The sequence below is a fragment of the Merdimonas faecis genome (genome assembly GCF_001754075.1).
Taxonomy (GTDB): domain Bacteria; phylum Bacillota; class Clostridia; order Lachnospirales; family Lachnospiraceae; genus Merdimonas; species Merdimonas faecis.
This window is the reverse complement of the sequence record NZ_MIEH01000007.1, coordinates 202,209-222,020: the sequence shown is the minus strand read 5'-3', so window position 1 is coordinate 222,020 and position 19,812 is coordinate 202,209. Positions and strand designations below refer to the sequence as shown.

General features: G+C 44.0%; 17 protein-coding genes, 1 tRNA gene and 1 pseudogene. All 19 read left to right on the top strand.

Annotated features, from left to right (window positions below; translation table 11 throughout):
- The first annotated feature begins 165 nt into the window (after window positions 1-165).
- The 19 genes and pseudogenes from BKD12_RS03935 (at window position 166) to BKD12_RS03850 (ending at window position 19,698) form a co-directional block, all read left to right on the top strand.
- Window positions 166-705, top strand: a complete 540-nt coding sequence (locus BKD12_RS03935) for a prolyl-tRNA synthetase associated domain-containing protein (RefSeq protein WP_070088019.1) — start codon at window positions 166-168, stop codon at window positions 703-705.
- 230 nt (window positions 706-935) lie between these two features.
- Window positions 936-2,528, top strand: a complete 1,593-nt coding sequence (locus BKD12_RS03930; protein WP_070088018.1) for a response regulator transcription factor — start codon at window positions 936-938, stop codon at window positions 2,526-2,528.
- Window positions 2,529-2,530: 2 nt separating this feature from the next.
- Window positions 2,531-4,321: a sensor histidine kinase gene (locus BKD12_RS03925; RefSeq protein ID WP_070088017.1), complete on the top strand. Its 1,791-nt coding sequence runs from the start codon at window positions 2,531-2,533 to the stop codon at window positions 4,319-4,321.
- The gene (locus BKD12_RS03920) at window positions 4,318-5,610 is read left to right on the top strand and encodes an ABC transporter substrate-binding protein (protein WP_070088016.1); all 1,293 of its coding nucleotides are present in this window, start codon (window positions 4,318-4,320) and stop codon (window positions 5,608-5,610) included. The genes BKD12_RS03925 and BKD12_RS03920 overlap by 4 nt, the downstream gene beginning before the upstream one ends.
- Window positions 5,611-5,753: 143 nt before the next feature.
- Window positions 5,754-7,067, top strand: a complete 1,314-nt coding sequence (locus BKD12_RS03915) for an ABC transporter substrate-binding protein (RefSeq protein WP_070088033.1) — start codon at window positions 5,754-5,756, stop codon at window positions 7,065-7,067.
- Window positions 7,068-7,160: 93 nt separating this feature from the next.
- Complete coding sequence (locus BKD12_RS03910; RefSeq protein WP_070088015.1) at window positions 7,161-8,003, top strand: carbohydrate ABC transporter permease; 843 nt, start codon at window positions 7,161-7,163, stop codon at window positions 8,001-8,003.
- Complete coding sequence (locus tag BKD12_RS03905; protein WP_070088014.1) at window positions 8,004-8,840, top strand: carbohydrate ABC transporter permease; 837 nt, start codon at window positions 8,004-8,006, stop codon at window positions 8,838-8,840.
- A gap of 210 nt (window positions 8,841-9,050) precedes the next feature.
- Window positions 9,051-9,123 (top strand) — tRNA-Asn (locus BKD12_RS03900).
- 223 nt (window positions 9,124-9,346) lie between these two features.
- Window positions 9,347-9,757, top strand: a pseudogene (locus BKD12_RS17185) (helix-turn-helix domain-containing protein); the annotation flags it as partial.
- 202 nt (window positions 9,758-9,959) lie between these two features.
- Window positions 9,960-10,202, top strand: coding sequence for a helix-turn-helix domain-containing protein (locus tag BKD12_RS03895; protein ID WP_330385526.1), 243 nt, complete (start codon window positions 9,960-9,962; stop codon window positions 10,200-10,202).
- Window positions 10,203-10,406: 204 nt separating this feature from the next.
- Window positions 10,407-10,853 carry an SLOG family protein gene (locus BKD12_RS03890; protein WP_242872698.1) on the top strand — a complete coding sequence of 149 codons (447 nt, stop codon included), beginning with the start codon at window positions 10,407-10,409 and terminating at the stop codon, window positions 10,851-10,853.
- A 626-nt stretch (window positions 10,854-11,479) separates the two neighbouring features.
- On the top strand, window positions 11,480-12,091 hold the full coding sequence (locus BKD12_RS03885) for a TetR/AcrR family transcriptional regulator (RefSeq protein ID WP_070088011.1): 612 nt from the start codon (window positions 11,480-11,482) through the stop codon (window positions 12,089-12,091).
- A 75-nt stretch (window positions 12,092-12,166) separates the two neighbouring features.
- Window positions 12,167-12,769, top strand: a complete 603-nt coding sequence (locus BKD12_RS03880; protein ID WP_070088010.1) for an MptD family putative ECF transporter S component — start codon at window positions 12,167-12,169, stop codon at window positions 12,767-12,769.
- A gap of 2 nt (window positions 12,770-12,771) precedes the next feature.
- On the top strand, window positions 12,772-13,503 hold the full coding sequence (locus BKD12_RS03875; RefSeq protein WP_070088009.1) for an energy-coupling factor transporter transmembrane component T family protein: 732 nt from the start codon (window positions 12,772-12,774) through the stop codon (window positions 13,501-13,503).
- Window positions 13,504-14,967 carry an ABC transporter ATP-binding protein gene (locus BKD12_RS03870; RefSeq protein WP_070088008.1) on the top strand — a complete coding sequence of 488 codons (1,464 nt, stop codon included), beginning with the start codon at window positions 13,504-13,506 and terminating at the stop codon, window positions 14,965-14,967. It abuts the gene before it with no gap.
- A gap of 19 nt (window positions 14,968-14,986) precedes the next feature.
- Window positions 14,987-16,753, top strand: coding sequence for an ABC transporter ATP-binding protein (locus BKD12_RS03865; RefSeq protein ID WP_070088007.1), 1,767 nt, complete (start codon window positions 14,987-14,989; stop codon window positions 16,751-16,753).
- Window positions 16,750-18,540, top strand: coding sequence for an ABC transporter ATP-binding protein (locus BKD12_RS03860; protein WP_070088006.1), 1,791 nt, complete (start codon window positions 16,750-16,752; stop codon window positions 18,538-18,540). Before BKD12_RS03865 ends, BKD12_RS03860 begins: the two co-directional genes overlap by 4 nt.
- Window positions 18,518-19,105 (top strand): MptD family putative ECF transporter S component, encoded by a 588-nt coding sequence (locus BKD12_RS03855; protein WP_070088005.1) that lies wholly within the window; start codon window positions 18,518-18,520, stop codon window positions 19,103-19,105. The genes BKD12_RS03860 and BKD12_RS03855 overlap by 23 nt, the downstream gene beginning before the upstream one ends.
- A gap of 221 nt (window positions 19,106-19,326) precedes the next feature.
- Window positions 19,327-19,698, top strand: a complete 372-nt coding sequence (locus BKD12_RS03850; RefSeq protein WP_070088004.1) for a metal-dependent transcriptional regulator — start codon at window positions 19,327-19,329, stop codon at window positions 19,696-19,698.
- Window positions 19,699-19,812 lie beyond the last annotated feature (114 nt).

Sequence of the window (19,812 nt, the reverse complement as noted above, 5' to 3'; positions counted from 1 at the left end):
ATGCAGTTTTGAAGGTACATAAGATAGCAGGAGTATTTAAAATATATATAAATGCAAAAGCAGTATCAAAAAAGATACTGCTTTTTATTTTTTCTAGAAAATTGTTCAGTCTACTGGTACAATAAAAGATAGTTTTATACATTAGTACACATAGGAGGGATTTGTATGCCGTATATTAGCGAAATTTACACCACTGCTCCCGAGAAGGGAACAAATGCTACAAAAGATAAAGTCTTTCAGCTGCTTGATCAATTGAAACTTCCTTATGAGCGTGTGGAAAATGATGTGGTGGAAACGATGGAGGAATGTCTGGAAATCGATCAGGCATTAGGAACTGAAGTACGGAAAAGTATTTTTCTCTGTAATCAGAAGAAAACCAGCTTCTTCCTGGTGGTAATGCCGGCTAAAAAACAGCTGGATACGGCAGCGCTTGGGAAAAAGCTGGGGGTTGGACGACTTTCCTTTGCGTCCGGAGAACTGATGGAAAAACATCTGGGAACAAAGCCCGGATCGGCGTCGGTTATGGGACTTGTAAACGACGAGGATGAATATGTGCAGCTGATCGTGGACAAAGAAGTGGCAGAGGCTGAATGGTTCGGCTGTAATCCCGGAATCAATACAGACCATTTGAAAATGAAAACAGCAGATCTTTTGAATAAATTTCTGCCTAAAATATATCATAAAGCAAAAATTATAGAGCTGTAATTCCCGGAGGACATATGGGAAATAAGAGAACCCGGCGCTTAGAATAGTGCCGGGTTTTTGCCGGGAAATTTCATACAATTTTTGTCTGAAATATAGGAAGAAGGGATTTCACAGAGGTTTAATTTTTTGCAGAGCAGGTATGATTTTTGCTAAAGAATTTTTCCATGCCGGATTAAAATAAAGTTGAAATATGATAATATAGACTTAATGTATGCACGGAAGGGACTTTTATGGAATTATTAAGGCTTGTAATAGTAGATGATGAACCTATTTTGCTCCGGGGGCTTCTGGACACCTATGACTGGGCAGGCATGGGATTTAAGGTGGCCGGCACGGCACAGAGCGGGGAGCAGGCAATCCAGGTGATTAAAGAGGTGAAGCCGCACGTGGTCCTCACCGATATACGGATGAAGCAGATCACCGGTCTCATGGTAATGGAAGAAATACAGAAAACGGATCTGGAATGTCTGTTCATCGTGCTGAGTGCGTACAGAGATTTTGAATATGCACAGCAGGCCTGTGATCTGGGGGCATTTGCTTATCTGCTGAAGCCGATTGAGGATGAAAAGCTAAGGGAAACCATGCAGAATGCATATCAGACATGTATGGAACAGATGGAATACGAAGCCAGATATGAGAGCTGGGAGAAGCTGCTGGTAGGAGACGGGACCAGCTTCCAGCAGGTGGTCGTTCAGAAATATGTGCAGGGAAAGATTCCGGAAGAAAAGGTAGAAGAAGTGTTTCAGACGCTGGAGGATATGCCTGGGAACGAGGATCGTTTTATTACCGTATTTGCAGACATTGACCTGGCATACAAGATTATCAGCTCGCTGGACTATGAAGCATCCCGGTTTTCTCTATTTAAACGGATGGAAGAAGTATTTGGACAGAAATTCTTTTACTGGAGAGCTGAAGGAGGAGATTCTGGCAGTGCATTTATCATACGCACCAAAAATAAAATGGCTGTGGGAGAGCTGAAGAATCTGTTGGAAGAGGTGAAGAAAGAGACGAAAAGCCAGGTGGTATCCGTAATATCCAAGCCATATAAGGGGATTGCCGGGATCCGCCGCAGCTATCTGGAAGCACAGCAGCTCTTTGAGCTGGCAAGAGCATCAGGCACCGGGACATTTATGGAGGCGGAGAATGGAATAGAAGAGAAAGCTTCGCCGGAAGGGCAGGAGGCGCGGGACAAACAGATTGTTAAAGCAGTTCGTAAAAACAGTGCCAAGGAGCTGAAAGAGGCATTTGTCCAGTTTATCTACGGTCTCCCGGATCAGGAGGAGCAGCAGCGCCAGTATATGCACAGGGTCATGCTGAAGACAGAGATTATGCTGCAGGCGTCCTACGGAATGACGGAAGATATCAAAGAGAAATTTCAGCAGTTTTATAACAACCTGAAGATCCTGAATGCGGCAAGGACTGTGGATGTGTGCTATAAAATCCTGTGCGATGTGATCGAGGAGCGCCAGAGGGTTTCGCAGCAGGATGAGACAAGACTTTTCGAAGGATATCTTGCAGAGGCGGCTGCCTATATTGACGAGCACCTTCAGGACGAGGAATTGTCGGTTGTGTCAGTTGCGGCCCATGTTTACCTGAATCCGGTCTATTTTGGAAGGGTATTCAAAAATACGTTCCAGATGACCTTTAAACAATATCTCCTGCAAAAGCGGATGGAAAAAGCAAAAGAACTTCTGGAAATGGGACGGGGCAGCATCGGGGACATCTGCGAGGCGGTGGGCATCCACAATCCGTCCTATTTTTCGCATTTGTTTAAGCAGTATACTGGAAAACTGCCCAGTGAATATAAGAAGGAATATAAATAGCAATGAAATGGAAACAATGGATACAGAACGGATCAGGGATACAGAAAAAGTATCTGAAATATACGATCATCCTGTTGGCGGTAGCACTGTTTCTCTCTTATCTGGGGGTAGGGCTGTGCGTCAGGAACCGCCTGACCAGGTCAGTTATTGACAAATATCAGTTTATGACAGAGCGGATGGGCCTTTCGCTGGATAATCTGTATCAGAAAAGCGACGAGATGACGGCAGAGTGCATTCTGTACGACGACGTACAGCAAAGCCTTAAAAACCAGGGACTGGAAGAGGTAAACTATATTTCGCTAAGCAAATACTTTGCGTATGTGGATCTGGAGAATATTGCGGATTACTGTTATGTGGATAATAAGGGAAATGTATACAGCAGGTCTTATTCCAGTCTGTCTTATGAGGATGTGGAAGCCAGCGGCTTTGAGAAATACCTGGGCGACGCCTATTCCAGGACCGTGTGGTTCTGGGCGGAGGATACACTGTTTGGCACCGGGGAGGAAGCCCTGTTCATCGGCAGATATGTAAGGAGCATGGATTATGTGCATGAGCCGGGAATGTTGTTTTTCAAAATGGGAAATGCATTTCTGGAAGAGGTGACCGGTATGGGACGGGAGCTGACCAGCGAGGCTGCGGTAGGGATCGTGGATGGCAGCGGGCAGCTCTGCCTGTCTTCTGTGCCGGAAGAAGTATCTCTGGGAGAGGAGCGGCAAAAGGAGATCGGAGACCGGATCGACGAGACCTTAGAGGCAGGGATGTTCCTGGAAGGAGAGCGGATCAGGGGCGGCGCTCTGTCTGCATACCGTGAGAAAAACAGCGGGCTGGTGGTCTTTTCCTATGTCCCGGACAGTGTGTTAAGCAAGGGGCTTGGACCGGTATTTCTCGTGCTGACGGCAATCTATATCCTGGTCATCCTTCTGGCTGCTGTCCTCAGTATTTATTTCTCCAGGAGGTTTACAAAACCGATCCAGGTTATTGGCAAGGCGATGACGGAATTTGACGGAAGCCATTTTGACCGACTGATCGACCTGCATACGAATACAGAGCTGGATGAGATCGGACACTCTTATAATGAAATGCTGGGCAATATCCAGCGCCTGCTGGAAGAGATCAAAGCCCAGGAGCGGGAGCTGCGTACGACAGAGCTGAACATGCTGATCAGCCAGATCAATCCGCATTTTCTATATAATACGCTGGATACCATTTATATGCTGGCCCGGATCAATAAGGAAGAAACTACTATGCGGATGATACAGGCGCTGTCCAAATATCTGCGGCTGTCTCTTGCCAAGGGCCAGGAGATCGTGACGGTGGAGGATGAGCTGGAAAATGTAAAGAGCTATATGGAAATCCAGCAGATCCGAAATAAGGATCTGTTCTCCTATGAGGTGGACTGCCAGGTGGATGCTTCTGAAACGTTTGTGCTGAAGCTGATCCTGCAGCCCTTAGTAGAAAATTCAGTAAAATATGGTTTCCAGGATATTTTCGAAGGCGGCTGGATCCGGATCCGTGTATATATGGAGGAAGACGAGCTGTATTTGAGCGTCTACAATAATGGGACTCCGATGGAAGAAGAGATGGCAGAGAAGATCAACCATATGAATGAACTGCCGGTAACAGAGCTTCAGCAGACCTTTGCAGATAAGAAGAATGGATATGGAGTGGTGAATATCCTGACCAGGCTGCGGCTGAAATATGGGGACGGAGCTGCATTTTTCTGCAAAGCAGAAGAGGACGGCACCACCTGCACGATAAAAATTCCCGGAGGGGGCAGGAAGAACAATCTATGAGAAAAAACGGACGAAAAAGAAAAAGTATTCAGGCGGTCTCGGTGCTCCTGGGGACAGCTGTGTTAAGCGCAGGGTGCGCCAGACAGGCAGAAAAAGAGGATACAGGAAAGGAAGAGGTATCAATCCCTATTATCCTTACCGTTGACTCCTCGACAGGAATCAAAAATGAAGAAGATGTGGTGGAAGCGTTTAATGAGAAATATGACGGGAAATGGCAGGCGGACGTGGAGTGGATCATGGAGACGGAAGAGGAATACCGGCAGAACCTGAAACGCCAGAATGTAACGGATACGCTTCCTGCGGTGATCACAGACCTTCGCATGCTGCCCGCCTTTTACTACATGATGATCCAGGACGGTCGGATTGAAGAGATTTCTTCTTATATTGAGGAAGACGAGGAGTGGCAGGCAATGATCGAACCAGCGGTGCTTGAATCCTGTACGGAAGAGGATGGCAGTGTCTATCTGGGCCCCTTAAGTACGGCGGCTTTCTCCTGCTCAGGGGTTTTCTGGAATGAAGAGCTGTTTGCGCAGGCAGGGATCCAGTCCTTCCCGGAGACCTGGGAAGAGTTCTGGGACTGTTGTGAAAAGCTTCAGGCCTCCGGGATCACGCCCCTTGCGCTGCACACGGAAGGGACGGCCTGGGCGCCGATGCTCTTTGCTACGGCAGAAGCGGCTTCCACAGAAGAAGGGGCGGCATTTATGCAGCAGTTTTATCCGGAGAGCTATCAGAATGAAAGCGGCGTGCGCATCGCCGGGACGCTGGAGAAATTATTTGCCTACACAACGCAGGATGCGCTGTATTCTGATTTTGACGTGGCCTATGAGAATTTCTTTTCCGGAAAGGCGGCCATGATCCCCAACGGATATTGGATGATGGATCAGATTCCGGAAGAATGGCAGGATAAGGTGCGTTTTTCGTCCTTTCCGGAAAATAAGCTGATCTCATCGCCGGAAACCTTTGGCTGGGCGGTGGTGTCCAGCTACAGCGAGGAGGTTAAAGAAGGTGCGGTGGCATTTCTTAAGCTTCGGACGCAGCTGAACCAGGAGAAGAAGGAGGAGTTATTTTCGAAGGATCCGGAGAGTTTTATCCCGGCGGAGCGGGATTATATCGCGGTTTATCAGGATGAGCCCCAGCTGGTGCCCAATTACCAGGTAAAATGGAATTCGATCCTCCAGGAGGAGACACTGGGCGAGGTCCTCCCGCAGCTGGCGCAGGGCAAGATCAGCGCGGAGGAATTTACCAGAAGAGAAGATGAGAGTATCCAGGAATTTCTGGAAGAGCAGTAACACTTTGGCGTCGGAGAGATCCGGCGCCAAAGTATTTTTTTTGATAATCCAGGTTTGCGATTTGATAACGGAGGTTTTTGCAGCACTGCTATAATAATCCCAGAGTAAAGGAAACAAAAGTTTCCGGAAAGGTGAGGGACCATATGAAAAAGAAAAAATTATTATCCGTGTTACTGATCATGGCAATGACAGCAGGACTGGCGACCGGATGCGGAAGCTCCAGTTCTTCTGAAGGAGAAAGCTCTGACGCAGAGGGCCAGGTATACTATCTGAACTTCAAGCCTGAGGCAGATGAGTACTGGCAGGAGCTGGCTGAAACTTATACAGAAGAGACAGGTGTGCCGGTGACAGTCCTGACAGCAGCGTCCGGAGAATATGAGAAAACGCTGAAGTCCGAGATGGCAAAGACAGACGCGCCGACGCTGTTCCAGGTAAACGGACCGGTTGGACTTGCAAGCTGGAAGGATTACTGCTATGACCTGTCTGGTTCCGACATCGCAGGAGAGCTGACGGACGACAGCTTCGCACTGATGGACGGCGACAAGATGGCTGGTATCGCCTACGTTATTGAGAACTATGGTATTATCTACAACAAGGCGCTGCTGGAAAAAGCAGGATACACAGCAGAAGACATCACAGATTTCGACAGCTTTAAGAAAGTCGTAGAAGATATCACTGCAAGAAAGGACGAGCTTGGATTCAGCGCATTTACATCCGCAGGTATGGACAGCTCTTCTGACTGGAGATTTAAGACCCACCTTGCAAACCTGCCGATCTACTATGAGTATCAGGCTGACGGCATCGACAACACAGATGCCATCAAGGGAACCTATCTTGACAATTACCGTCAGATCTGGGATCTGTATATCAACAATGCAACCTGTGAGCCTACAGAGATCTCTACGAAGACAGCCGACGATGCGACCGCAGAGTTTGTAACAGAGGAAGCAGTCTTCTACCAGAATGGAACCTGGGAATACAACAACATTGCGGATGTGGGAGATGAGAATCTGGGAATCCTTCCGATCTACATCGGCGTAGAGGGTGAAGAGAACCAGGGCGTCTGCACAGGTACAGAGAACTACTGGTGTGTAAACTCAAAAGCTTCCGAGGAAGACATTCAGGCTACTTTGGATTTCATGAACTGGTGCGTAACCTCTGATGAAGGTGTAGAGGCAATGTGCAAGGATATGGGATTTGTAATTCCGTTCAAATCAAACCTTGAGTCTGAAAATGTACTGGTAAATGAGGCAAATGCATATATGGAAGACGGAAAGACTCCTGTAACATGGGTATTCTCTACCATGCCTTCTGAAGAGTGGAAAAACGGAGTAGGATCCGCACTGACAGCATATGCGGCAGATCAGACTGACGCAAACTGGGATGCAGTAGTAAGTGCATTTGTAGACGGATGGGCTACGGAAGCGGCAGCATCCGCAGATACCGAAGCAGAATAAGCAAGTCAAGGGATCTGGCAGAAATGAAATGAGAGAAGAAGCGGCGGGCAGAAGATGGGCTGAACGCCGCTTTTTAAAAGGAGGAGAAAATATATGGAAAAAGCGATCAAGCGATATATGCCGATCTTTGTGCTTCCTACATTCTGTGCTTTCATCCTGGGCTTTATCGTACCTTTTATCATGGGGATCTGGCTTTCCTTTTGTAAATTTACGACCGTCACGGACGCAAAGTTCGTGGGATTATCAAATTATGTGGAGGCCTTTAAGGATACCGTATTCCGTCATTCCTTCTGGTATACGGCTCTGTTCGCCGTGGTGTCACTGGTAGTGATCAACGTGATCGCATTTGCCCTCGCCATGGCGCTGACGCAGCAGATGCGGGGAACTAATATTTTCCGTACGATCTTCTTTATGCCGAACCTGATCGGCGGTATCGTGCTGGGGTATATCTGGCAGCTGATCTTCAACGGCATCCTGGCGAAGTATCATACAGCGCTGGGACTGAATGAATGGTACGGGTTCTGGGGACTGATCATCCTGGTGAGCTGGCAGCAGATTGGTTATATGATGATCATCTACATCGCAGGGCTTCAGTCGATCCCGGGCGATGTGATGGAAGCGGCGCAGATCGACGGAGCAAACCGCATCCAGCGGCTGTTTAAGGTGACGATCCCGATGATGATGCCGTCCATCACCATCTGTATGTTCCTTTCTATCACGAACGGATTCAAGCTTTTCGACCAGAACCTGTCGCTGACAGCAGGTGAACCGTCCAAGATGTCTGAGATGATGGCGCTGAATATCTTTAATACCTTCTACGGACGTACCGGATGGGAAGGCGTCGGTCAGGCGAAGGCGGTTATCTTCTTTGTCATCGTGGTAGCCATCGGTATGGTACAGCTCCGGGCAACCCGTTCAAAGGAGGTGCAGCAGTAAATGAAAAAGAGAAAAATATTCAGTGCAGCCGGAACCGGTATCTTTACGATCCTGGGAATCGTCTACATCATGCCGATCCTGATCGTGCTTATGAATTCATTTAAGAAAAAGGTATTTATCAATAAAGAGCCGTTCAGGCTGCCGACAGAAAAAACCTGGAACAGCATTGAAAACTACCTGACAGCCATCGACAAATATGAGCTTTTAGGCGCAGTTGGCTGGACGGTGTTTATCACCCTGGGCTCCGTGCTGGTGATCCTGATCTGTACCTCCATGTGTGCCTGGTACATTACCAGAGTGAAGACGAAATTTACAAAGGTCCTGTATCTTCTGTGCGTATTTTCCATGGTTGTGCCGTTCCAGATGGTAATGTTTACTCTGTCGCTAGTGGCAGACAGGACGGGACTCAACACTCCCTGGGGAATCATCATTATCTATCTGGGATTTGGAGCGGGGCTTGCGGTCTTCATGTTCTGCGGATTTGTCAAATCCATTCCGCTGGAGATCGAAGAGGCGGCGCTGATCGACGGATGTACACCGCTTCAGACATTTTTCCGGGTGGTGCTCCCGATCATGAAGCCGACCTATATTTCGGTGGGGATCCTGGAGACTATGTGGATCTGGAACGACTTCCTCCTGCCGTACCTTGTACTGGATCTGAATAAGTACAAGACGATCTCGATCGCGATCCAGTATATGAAGGGAAGCTACGGACGCGTGGATATGGGCGCGATTATGGCGGCGCTGATCCTGGCGGTCATTCCGGTCATCATCTTCTACCTGTCCTGCCAGAAGCATATTATCAAAGGCGTGGCAGCAGGCGCGGTGAAAGGATAATCAATTGGGGACGGGGGATTTCTGAAAATCCCCCGTCCCCAATTAGATTTTTGGGATAGTTATCCTCATATTGTGGATAAGTGCATGCAATTCCCGGGGATAATTTGTGGATAATGTGGAGAGCAGATAAGAAATGTGGAAAAAGATTTAGAAAGTGCTTGAAATGTACGGGAATTTGTGATAAATTATTTGTGTTGTCAAAATAGATAATCCTCCTTAGCTCAGTCGGTAGAGCACTCGGCTGTTAACCGAGTTGTCGTTGGTTCGAGTCCAACAGGGGGAGCTTGGAAAGCCCGTAAATTTAACGTTTACGGGCTTTATTTATGTAATATGCCCCTCGGGGGCAAAATAGACCGTCTGCTGAAAAAAGCAGGCATTAGATTGTTAACCGAAAAATGAACCGGAATTGCGTTGCTGGATGGGTTCCGGTGTGTTGCCCGATGGTAAATTTTGTTTTACTGTCGGGCTTTTTTAATTTTATCTTGAAGAGAAGGGAGAGAGATTACATGACTGTATTCCGGGTAGAGAAAACAAAGGATTTTACGGTTATGAGTAATCATCATTTGCGTAATAGGATATTGTCGCTGAAAGCAAAAGGGCTTTTATCACTGATGCTGTCATTACCGGAAGATTGGGATTATACTACAAAAGGACTGGCGCAGATCTGTAAAGAAGGCGTTGATTCCATAAGTACAGCTTTGAAAGAACTGGAGAAACATGGCTATCTGACACGCCATCGCATTCGCTATAAAAATGGACAGTTGGGAGACGTTGAATATACAATCCATGAGAGACCTTTAGACCATAGCGAAAGGGGGATTTCACCTGATCAGGAAAATCCAGAACAGGTAAAGCCTATACAGGATACCCCGGCACAATTAAATACTAATATACAAAATACTAAAAAACAAAATACTAATCTATCTATCAATCTATCTGCTTTGGGTACGGATTATAAGGCTGGAGGTATTAAATCCAATCTGACAGAAGGCAGCCGTATTCTTTACAGACACGATAGGAGGGATTTCAAAGATGATGGAAAAAGAACAGACAGCATTACAGCTGATTGCAGAAGCAGCTCGGTGTCCGGTTTACGAAGCGGAGAGGATATTAGCCCTGATGGAAAAACTGGGGATAAATGAGAAGGGCTTTGCGCTGTTAATGAATGTTGCTCCCTTTACTGTACGGTTATGGACCAGTGGAGCTTCACAGCCATCTGGTACTGCAATGCGTCTTATGCAGATCTTTGAGACAGCACCGGAGATTGTCAGTAAAATCGCCGGAGAATCAGAAAACCGGAGAATAGTAAATGGACGTGAAAGAAATAATTCTGTTGGGAAAAACATAGAAAAGAATAGATAATGACATTTTGCATTATATATTTCTCTTATTTTTCTTGGCAATAAGGTATAATGAAACAGGAGTAGTCTAATATTTTTAGATTGATGATACGATGCATTGACTTGAAAAAATAAAACTATTACAATGAGAAAAATAAAAGATTTAATCTATCGAATGGAGGAGTTACAGATGGTGAAAACCTGCTGTATAACAGGACACAGAGATATGAGTGAAGAACAGACAGAGAAGATCAGGCCTGTTCTAAAAGAGAAAATTGTAAAGGCACTGGATGATGGTTTCGTTAAATTCATGTCCAGTTTTACAGGGAATGTGGACAGGGCTTTTGCGGAAATTGTTCTGGAGCTGAAAAAAGATCATCCGGAGATCCAGATGTCGGCAGTTATTTCATATGGTAACAAATTGAATCGGATGAAGGAGCAGGAGGATATAAAAGCGCTCCTTGATTCATGTGACGATATCACGGTTTTGAAGGAGGATTATCAGCCGAGCATATATATAGAGCGAAATAGATATTTAGCGGAACATTCCGACCGGGCAATCATCGTGTATGACGGCAGGGAAAAAGGTGCAACAGTGAATATGATCCGACAGATCCACAGAAGACATAAAGAGATGCAGGAAATCCCGGTGGGGTTAGAGATCAGGTTGTAGTGACTAATATATATTGATAATGGAGTGCAGAGAATATGACAGTCAGTCAATTAAGGCTGGCTGTTTTTTTCTGCCATTGAGAGTGTATACGGTTTATCCGATATCAGTTGAGCTATTGCAGCTGAAAAAGGATGGTGTATGTCCGCAATTTAGCAAAATTGAGCCTGTATTTATAAGGATTTTTCTGCACGTTTTGTGGGGAGACGAAGAAGAGTAGGCAGATGCGCTGAAATGGGGATAAGTTGCGGACAATTAGAGCAACTGACTAAAGAAAGTGAATTATTAATAAAGGGCATGAGACACAGAGGAAAGAGGAACAGAACCGGCAGTAATTGTTTCCTGCTTTGGGTATTCAGCGTTACGAAGAAACGCGCAGCCGTCACCGCAGGTGGCGATCTTTGGGGTTTGGGGAGGTATCACCAACAAGCATTACAGAGGATTTCCCGTCTCCGGGAAATCCTCTGTAATTGGCAAACTTACGTAAGTTTGCATTGCTTGCCGATTTGTGCTAATTCGTTTGAACCAACTATTATATAGTTTCTATTGACAAAGAAGATTATAACTGCTATACTGATAACATCGTTATTAGTAACAACGTTATCAGACTGATAGAAAGGAGGAACATTATGTCTTTGCCAGATCGTAGTATTGATCCGAAAATACTGGACTGTGCCAAAGCTGAATTTCTGGAAAAGGGATTTACAGATGCTTCTTTACGTTCAATCTGTAGTAAAGCAGGTGTGACAACGGGAGCGTTATATAAGCGCTTTTCAGGGAAAGAGGCTTTATTTGAAGCACTAATATCTCCTACTTTACAAGCGGTTGAAACTTTAGTGTCGCAAACAGAGCAATATGATTATGAGCAATTAGATAAAAATCAAATGTGTTCTGTATGGGACAGTTCTGAAAAAACATTAAAAGGTATTATGGGATTTCTATACGAGCATTATGATGGATTTCGATTGCTGTTATGCTATGCGGAAGGTTCTGTTCATTCTGACTTTTTAAATGATTTTGTAGCAGACCATACTAAACGGACAATGGTGTTTACAGAAACTGCATATCAAAAAAAGATTTCATCTATTCGCCTTGAAGAAGATGAAATACATATGATATTAACAGCTTACTGGTCCGTTATTTTTGAACCCATTAAACATGAATTGCCAAAAGAGAAAGCGTTACAGTATTGTAATACAATCGCAAAACTTTTTAATTGGCAAGCAGTTTTTGGCTTTTAGGCTTGGTTTTAATACAGACCAAGTCTTTATATGACGCAAAAGGTTAGCTGCAACTAATTTAAGGAGGATGAAGAAATGGAAGTAAAGAAAAGAAGAACAAAAAATAATGAGAAAATGAATGTGCGCGATTACATAACAGCAGCCATTATGTATGTGCTTATGTTTCTTGTCTATGCTGGCGTTGGAGCGCCCATAGGCATGACTGTGGCGGGCAGCCTATTTGTTTTTGCTGCTTGTGCTGTTGTATGGGGAACGATATTTATGCTTTTATTCACAAAAGTAAATAAAAAAGGGGTTGTATTATTGTTTGGACTTATTTGGGCAGCTATGCAGCTTATGAGTTTTTGGGGGGTTGCAATAGTAATTGCTATTGGTGCTGTAATTGCAGAGTTATTGTGGGATAAACTGGATCGTCGTAAATTTTCTACTATGCTTTTATGCTTTACTGTTCAGGTGATTTTTCTTTATTTAGGTATGACATTACCACTTATTTTCATGAAAGATATGTATTTAGCTGCGGTATCAGCTTATGCAGACCTCTACTCTACCGTGTTTAATATGCTCATTGGACCTATGTTTTTTGTGGGATTAGCTGCTACAGTCGTAGGGTGTATAGTTGGAGCATTCCTTGGGAAATTACTTCTAAAAAAGCATTTTGAAAAGGCAGGAATTGTATAAAAATGAATACTAGAATACATCATTTACCTGAATTAGATCCCCGAATGAAATTACTGTTAGTGGTGTTTTTTGCTTCTGTGACGTTTAGCGCTCCTAACATATTAGCTTTAATTTGGATATATTTCCTTGTGATTATCCTTTACCTTGCGCGCGGTCTTTGGCGAGGTGCAAAAAAGGCAGGAATACTTTTTACGGTATTCTTGCTTTTAAATCTGCTTCTTTCTTTTGCACCTGAAAGCGGTGCTGCTGCTGGAATTGGAATGATACTCTTTATGCTTGAACGGATTGTCGTATTTTTTGTAATGGGAGCATGGATGGGAAGTCATTTGCGGGTTAGTGATTTCGTAACTGCGATGCAGAACATGCATGTCCCCAAAGGAGGGACTATCGCACTAGCAGTGGCGTTTCGTTATATTCCAACAGTGCAGGACGAATTTCGATCAATTAGTAATACAATGAAACTTCGAGGTATCGGATTGAATACAAAAAATATTTTATTGCATCCGCTTAGAACATGTGAGTATGCAGTTATTCCGCTGGTAATACGTAGTATGACGATTGCTGATGAATTAGCCGCATCCGCTATGACAAGAGGATTGGATTTGGAGACAAAAAGAACATCTTATAGAGATGTCCGATTGCGGCCAAGAGATTTTCTTGCCACAGGCGTTATTGTAATTGCTGTCTTTGGGGGGCTTGCCGTAAATATCATTCTTGAGAAAGGAGGACTCTGAGTGATACAAATTGAAGATGTTTCATTCCGGTATTCCAATTCCAAAGATGATGCGTTGGAGCATATCAATTTACATATTCGTCAAGGAGAATTTGTGGTATTGGTGGGGAGTTCTGGTTGCGGAAAGACAACAATTACCCGCCTTATCAATCGTCTTGTGCCGGAATTTTTTGAAGGTAAATTAGAAGGAAAAGTTTATATTGACGGTCAGGATACTTCTGATCTTGATATTCAGGATTTGGCAGGGATTGTTGGTTCAGTATTTCAAGATCCTCGTTCCCAGTTCTTTGCAACGGATACAACTGCTGAAATCGCATTCTCCTGCGAGAATGTAGGATTACCGAGAGAGGAGCTTTGCCGCCGTATTGAAAAAGCAGCAAATGATCTTCAGATTAACCGCTTGCTTGAACGGAGTATTTTTGAACTGTCCAGTGGCGAAAAGCAATCTGTTGCAATCGCTTCCGTCTATGCGTTATCACCTAAGATACTTGTTTTGGATGAACCATCTGCAAATTTAGACACATCGGCAACAAAACGCTTAATGGCTATATTGGATGTCCTAAAGAAAAGAGGCTACACAATTGTCATCTCAGAACATCGCATACATTACTTAAAGGATATAGCGGACAGAGCAATCCTGATAGAACATGGGAAAATCAAAAGAGAAATCAGTAGAGAAGAATTTCAGAAACTTTCAAACTCTGATGCAAATGAAATGGGCCTTCGCAGCATGAATTTGTTGTCAATCAAACCACATCCCTTCGATTTTCTCAAAAAGGGAAATGATTTCGTATGCCTGGATCGTATTTCTTATCGCTACGGAAAAAATGATGTGATATTAGAAAATGTTGAGATTTCAGCGGCAAGAGGAGATGTCGTTGGTATTGTAGGCCATAATGGCGTAGGAAAAAGCACACTTTTGGAAATTGTTTGCGGGTTAAAGAAAGAGATGGGAGGAAGCTTTCTTATTGACGGGAAACCCGCTTCTCCCAAAATAAGAAACAGAGACACCTTTCTTGTAATGCAAAACAGTGACTATCAGCTATTTACAGAAAGCGTTGAAAAGGAATTATATCTTGGAAGTGGTAAGGATCAAGCGTTGCGCCAAAAAGGGCTTGCCTTACTTGAAAAAATGGGTCTCTCAGACTATTTGCAACAACACCCCGCCTCACTGTCTGGTGGTCAGAAACAAAGACTGTGCATCGCCGTTGCCTGCATGAAAAACACGGATGTTATTTGTTTTGATGAGCCTACCAGCGGTCTTGATTATATCAGCATGAAAAATGTTTCTTCCCTGCTTCACGATTTATCTGAAGAAGGGAAAGTGCTATTCGTGACCTCTCACGACTATGAGTTTTTATTGTCAACTTGTACACATATTTGCCATCTTAAATTGGGAAGTGTTGCTGATTATTTTGAAGTAAAGGAAGAAACAGCACACCAAATCTATCAAATTTTATTTTAAGAAGGAGGATTGATGGAAAATGAAAGAAAAAGGACTGCTTGGCAGCATTTTTGCCTATGCAAAACCATGCAAAGGGAAATTAACATTGTCCGTACTCTGCGCGCTGATCTCTGTGGGCGGCGGAATCATACCGTTTGTCGCAGCCTACCATATCATTGTAATGTTTTTGAATGAAACGGCTACTGCTGGGGAGATCATTCATTGGGGGATTGTTTGTGTTGTGGGTTTCTTGATTAAAGTAATATTCCACGCTATATCCACAACTCTGTCCCATATTTCCGCATACACTATTTTGGAACTTATGAGAAAGCGGGTTGCAGAAAAGCTGCTGAAGGCTCCTCTTGGTGTTACACAAAGCATCAACGCCGGAAAGGTAAAAAATATTGTAGTAGACCAGATAGAGAATATCGAGATCCCATTGGCTCATGTAATACCCGAAGGCGCCGGGGCGCTTGTCCTTCCCCTGGCTGTTTTCGTGTATCTTTGCATGATTGATTTTCGGCTTGCGCTTGCATCTCTAATATCAATCCCACTCGCCATGATCCCTTATGGAATGATGTTGGGTGGTTATAACAAAACTTATAAAAAATACATGGAAGCTAACGAAACCATGAACAGCGTTGTTATTGAGTATGTTGAAGGGATTGAGGTTGTAAAAGCATTTAATCAATCCACTTCTTCATATGAGAAGTATAGAAAAGCTGTCGAAAATTTCAAGAAAACAACTCTTGATTGGTATAAATCCACTTGGAAGTACACCACTTTAGGCGCGGTAATATTACCGACAACTCTGTTGGGTGTCCTTCCAATCGGGACGATGCTATATCTTTCCGGCAGTACGACATTAGCTAAGCTTACAATGGCGATGCTTTTGTCGATGGGGCTTGTCAGCAGTTTGGGTCGATTTATTTTATTCTTTAATCAAATCAAGAGCATCCAGTATTCCGTCAACTCGATCAATAAGACATTTGATATTGGAGAATTGCCTCTTGTAAACGGAGAAAAAACTATTACACACCATGATATACAACTGGATCATGTTACTTTTTCTTACACAGGAGACGAAGATGTAATCCATGATGTCAGTCTTACAATTCCGGAAAAGTCTTTCTATGCCCTTGTTGGCTCGTCAGGTGGTGGAAAATCAACACTTGCTCGGTTGATTGCAAGGTTTTGGGATACCACAAAGGGCGATATTTATATAGGTGGAGTTAATATCAAAGAAATACCTTTGTCTCAACTTGCGGATGAAGTGAGTTTTGTAACACAGGACAATTTTCTTTTTAACTGCTCCATCCTTGAAAACATACGGCTTGGAAATCCAAAGGCTACAAATGAACAAGTATTAGACGCTGCTCGCAAAGCACAGTGTGATGAATTCATCAGCAAGCTGGAAAACGGGTATCAATCCACGGCTGGCGAGGCCGGAGACAAATTATCTGGCGGTGAGCGTCAGCGTATCGCCATTGCACGAGCTATTCTGAAAAATGCTCCCATCATTATTTTGGATGAGGCGACTTCCTTTACTGATCCGCAGAATGAATCAAAAATCCAGGAAGCAATTGCAGAATTAACAAGAGGCAAAACGCTCCTTGTGATTGCTCACCGTTTATCTACCATTAAAAATGTAGATAAGATACTGCTGGTAAAAAGTGGTGAAATCATACAAACCGGAACTCACGAGGAATTGTTACAGAGCAGTTCGATTTATAAGGATATGTGGGAGGCTCATATCGGAGCAAAAAAATGGTCTGTAAATCAGGCGGAAACGGAGGTGCTGGCATGATTAGGATATTGAAAAGGCTTTTTCACATGATGAAACAGCACAAAGGCAGGCTGTATCTTGGCATAGTACTTTCTATGGTAAACAATATACTTGGAATTGTTCCTATTATTTGCGGGGTATGGACAATCAAGGTTATCTGGGACGATGCCAATGGTCTCGCTGCTTTGCGTAGTAATCATGTATTCTATTTGCTTGGCGTCATTATCGGCTCTATTTTGGTTCGGTGGTTATTTGCTTATGTGCGGGCTTCGAAACAAGACAGTATCGTCCATGAGGTTACAACTGCGGAGAGATTAAAAATTGGCGATATTCTCAAGCGTGTGTCGCTGGGCTTTCTGCAAAAAAAGAATATGGGCGAATTAACCACCGCAATAACAACAGACCTTGCTTTTTTTGAAATGCAGGCAATGAATGTCATCAATAATATTGTCGATAGTTATATTTTTCTGATCCTGACAATCATCTGCCTTTTTTTCTTTTCTCCGGCTCTTGGCTTGGCAGCATTTTTGGCTATTATTATATCTTCGGTTGGGTTACAGCTTATAGAATATCAGAGCCGAAAGAACTCGCCTATCCGACAAGAGAGCATCAATGAAATGGCCGATGAGATTGTTCAGTATGTGCGAGGAATGGCCGTTGTAAAGTCTTTCAAGCAGGAAGGCGTAGCGTCAGAGGGACTTTATAGATCTTATAAAAAATCGCGTGAAATCAATATCCGTATGGAGCGGAATTTTGCCCCATGTGATGCCCTTCATCGTTTGGGTCTCTATTTAGGCACCAGCGCAATTACGATAATTACCGCATTTCTGGCTCTTAATGGGAAAATAGATCTTCCAATGGCTCTTATGCTGATCGTTTACAGTTATGTTATGTTCAACACGATAGAAGCAGCTGATAATTCAATGCATATTTTGGAAATGTTGGATACTATTGCTGAAAAACTGCAAAGCATTGAAACTGCGGAGTTTATTGATAAGGATGGCCGCGACATATCCATTAATTATTATGATATTGATTTTAAGGATGTGTCTTTTAGCTATGACAGCAGAGAAGTTTTGAGCCATGTATCTTTCCACATTCCACAGAACACGACAACGGCAATCGTTGGACCGTCTGGCAGCGGAAAGACAACAATATGTAGTCTGTTGGCACGATTTTACGATATTCAAAGCGGTGAAATCACCATAGGGGGCAGAAATGTAAAAGAATTTACTTGTGATTCTCTGCTCAAAAATATAAGCATGGTATTTCAGAATGTCTATTTATTCCATGATACGATTCGCAACAATATTTTATTTGGAAATCCTTTGGCTAATGAGGATGATATGATTGCTGCCGCAAAAGCAGCGTGCTGTCATGACTTTATTATGGCTTTGCCCGATGGGTATGATACAGTGATTGGAGAAGGCGGCTCCACTCTGTCAGGAGGAGAAAAGCAACGCGTTTCGATTGCTCGTGCAATGTTAAAGGATGCCCCTATTGTGATTCTGGACGAAGCGACCGCAAGCGTCGATCCTGAGAATGAACACCTCATACAACAGGCAATCAGCGCACTTACTCACGGGAAAACAATTATTGTAATTGCACACCGATTGGCAACGATTGAAAATGCAGATCAGATTCTTGTCATTGATGAAGGAAGGGTAGTGCAGCGTGGGACGCATAAAGAACTGGCTAATGAGGCCGGGTTATATCAGAGGTTTATACATATTCGAGAAAAAGCAGAAGGATGGGCCATAGGTCAAAATGAAAGGGGGGTTATCCATGGACAAAACATGGACAGGTAAGGATGTCATGCTTACAATCGGGTTTTCACTGATTTACTTTGTGATTACAATGCTGGTTATGATGTCAGGCAGTTTCACTCCATTCACTTGGATTTTTATGTCCGCTTTTATTGGCTTGTTGGCAGGTATCCCTTATATGTATATCATGGCAAAAGAACAAAAAGCCGGGGTAGCTATATTAATGAACCTAATTGTTGGCCTTATTTACTTTATCGCAGGCGAACTTTCAAATTTGGTAATTGTAACGCTTATTGCAAGTGCAATTTTTGCAGAAGTCGTAAGGAAAGCAAGCGGATATAACAGCTTCAAGGGGAATTTAATCAGCTATATCTTCTTCTCGTTTGGTATGTCTGGCTCTCCCATTTATATTTGGGTTTTCAGGGAATATACCATTGATAAAGCGATAGAGGAAATGTCTGCCGAATATGCCGCGGCGATGGAAGCCATGACTCCAGTTTGGGTATTGCCTGCTATGATCGCCGCAACGATACTTCTGGCTTTACTTGGAGGAATAATTGGAAAATGTGCGCTAAAAAAGCAGTTTTCTAAATATGGAGTAAATTGAATCGTGTAATTACTCCTCTTGTTGAAACAACTGACAAAATTATGATAGGTTACATATAGTTCATAAGTATATTCAGGGATGAGCGAAACGCCAATTTGTACATATAGTGCAGTAGCATATATGGTATATCTAATGCGTGAGACGCTATATCTTGCGTTGCACCTTTGCAAAACCTGCGTTTTGCTCATCCCTAAAGTATATTACATTGAGAGGTGACACATTTGAAACTTCATGCGTCCGGGGAGGACTACCTGGAAACCATCCTTGTTCTCCAAAAGGAACTCGGTATGGTGCGCTCCGTAGATGTGGCCCGGCACATGGAGGTGTCAAAGCCCAGCGTGTGCCATGCAGTGGCTACCTTGCGGGACGGCGGCTTTCTCACAATGGACGAAGATCACTTTCTCCATCTGACCGATGTGGGCCGCGAGGTTGCCGAAAAAATCTATGAGCGACATTGTTTCTTTACCGAGCAGCTTATCGCCGCAGGCGTTGACCCCAAAATTGCGGAGGCCGACGCCTGCCGGATTGAACACATTATCAGCGATGAGAGCTTTTCGCGGCTGAAAGAGGCAGCCGCACAAGAGCAAGAATAAACCGAATAAGCCAAACTATCCTGCCCCGCCAGACGGGGAAAGAAAAAAACCGTTGCAGGGCAGGCAGTTTCGTGCGCCCATAATGGATTTTCAGGGTACTGCGGCGGTTTTGAG

Coding starts and splice junctions, on each gene's coding strand:
- BKD12_RS03935 (WP_070088019.1), top strand. CDS start 166: ATGCCGTATATTAGCGAAATTTACACCACTGCTCCCGAGAAGGGAACA.
- BKD12_RS03930 (WP_070088018.1), top strand. CDS start 936: ATGGAATTATTAAGGCTTGTAATAGTAGATGATGAACCTATTTTGCTC.
- BKD12_RS03925 (WP_070088017.1), top strand. CDS start 2,531: ATGAAATGGAAACAATGGATACAGAACGGATCAGGGATACAGAAAAAG.
- BKD12_RS03920 (WP_070088016.1), top strand. CDS start 4,318: ATGAGAAAAAACGGACGAAAAAGAAAAAGTATTCAGGCGGTCTCGGTG.
- BKD12_RS03915 (WP_070088033.1), top strand. CDS start 5,754: ATGAAAAAGAAAAAATTATTATCCGTGTTACTGATCATGGCAATGACA.
- BKD12_RS03910 (WP_070088015.1), top strand. CDS start 7,161: ATGGAAAAAGCGATCAAGCGATATATGCCGATCTTTGTGCTTCCTACA.
- BKD12_RS03905 (WP_070088014.1), top strand. CDS start 8,004: ATGAAAAAGAGAAAAATATTCAGTGCAGCCGGAACCGGTATCTTTACG.
- BKD12_RS03895 (WP_330385526.1), top strand. CDS start 9,960: ATGGAAAAACTGGGGATAAATGAGAAGGGCTTTGCGCTGTTAATGAAT.
- BKD12_RS03890 (WP_242872698.1), top strand. CDS start 10,407: ATGAGTGAAGAACAGACAGAGAAGATCAGGCCTGTTCTAAAAGAGAAA.
- BKD12_RS03885 (WP_070088011.1), top strand. CDS start 11,480: ATGTCTTTGCCAGATCGTAGTATTGATCCGAAAATACTGGACTGTGCC.
- BKD12_RS03880 (WP_070088010.1), top strand. CDS start 12,167: ATGGAAGTAAAGAAAAGAAGAACAAAAAATAATGAGAAAATGAATGTG.
- BKD12_RS03875 (WP_070088009.1), top strand. CDS start 12,772: ATGAATACTAGAATACATCATTTACCTGAATTAGATCCCCGAATGAAA.
- BKD12_RS03865 (WP_070088007.1), top strand. CDS start 14,987: ATGAAAGAAAAAGGACTGCTTGGCAGCATTTTTGCCTATGCAAAACCA.
- BKD12_RS03860 (WP_070088006.1), top strand. CDS start 16,750: ATGATTAGGATATTGAAAAGGCTTTTTCACATGATGAAACAGCACAAA.
- BKD12_RS03855 (WP_070088005.1), top strand. CDS start 18,518: ATGGACAAAACATGGACAGGTAAGGATGTCATGCTTACAATCGGGTTT.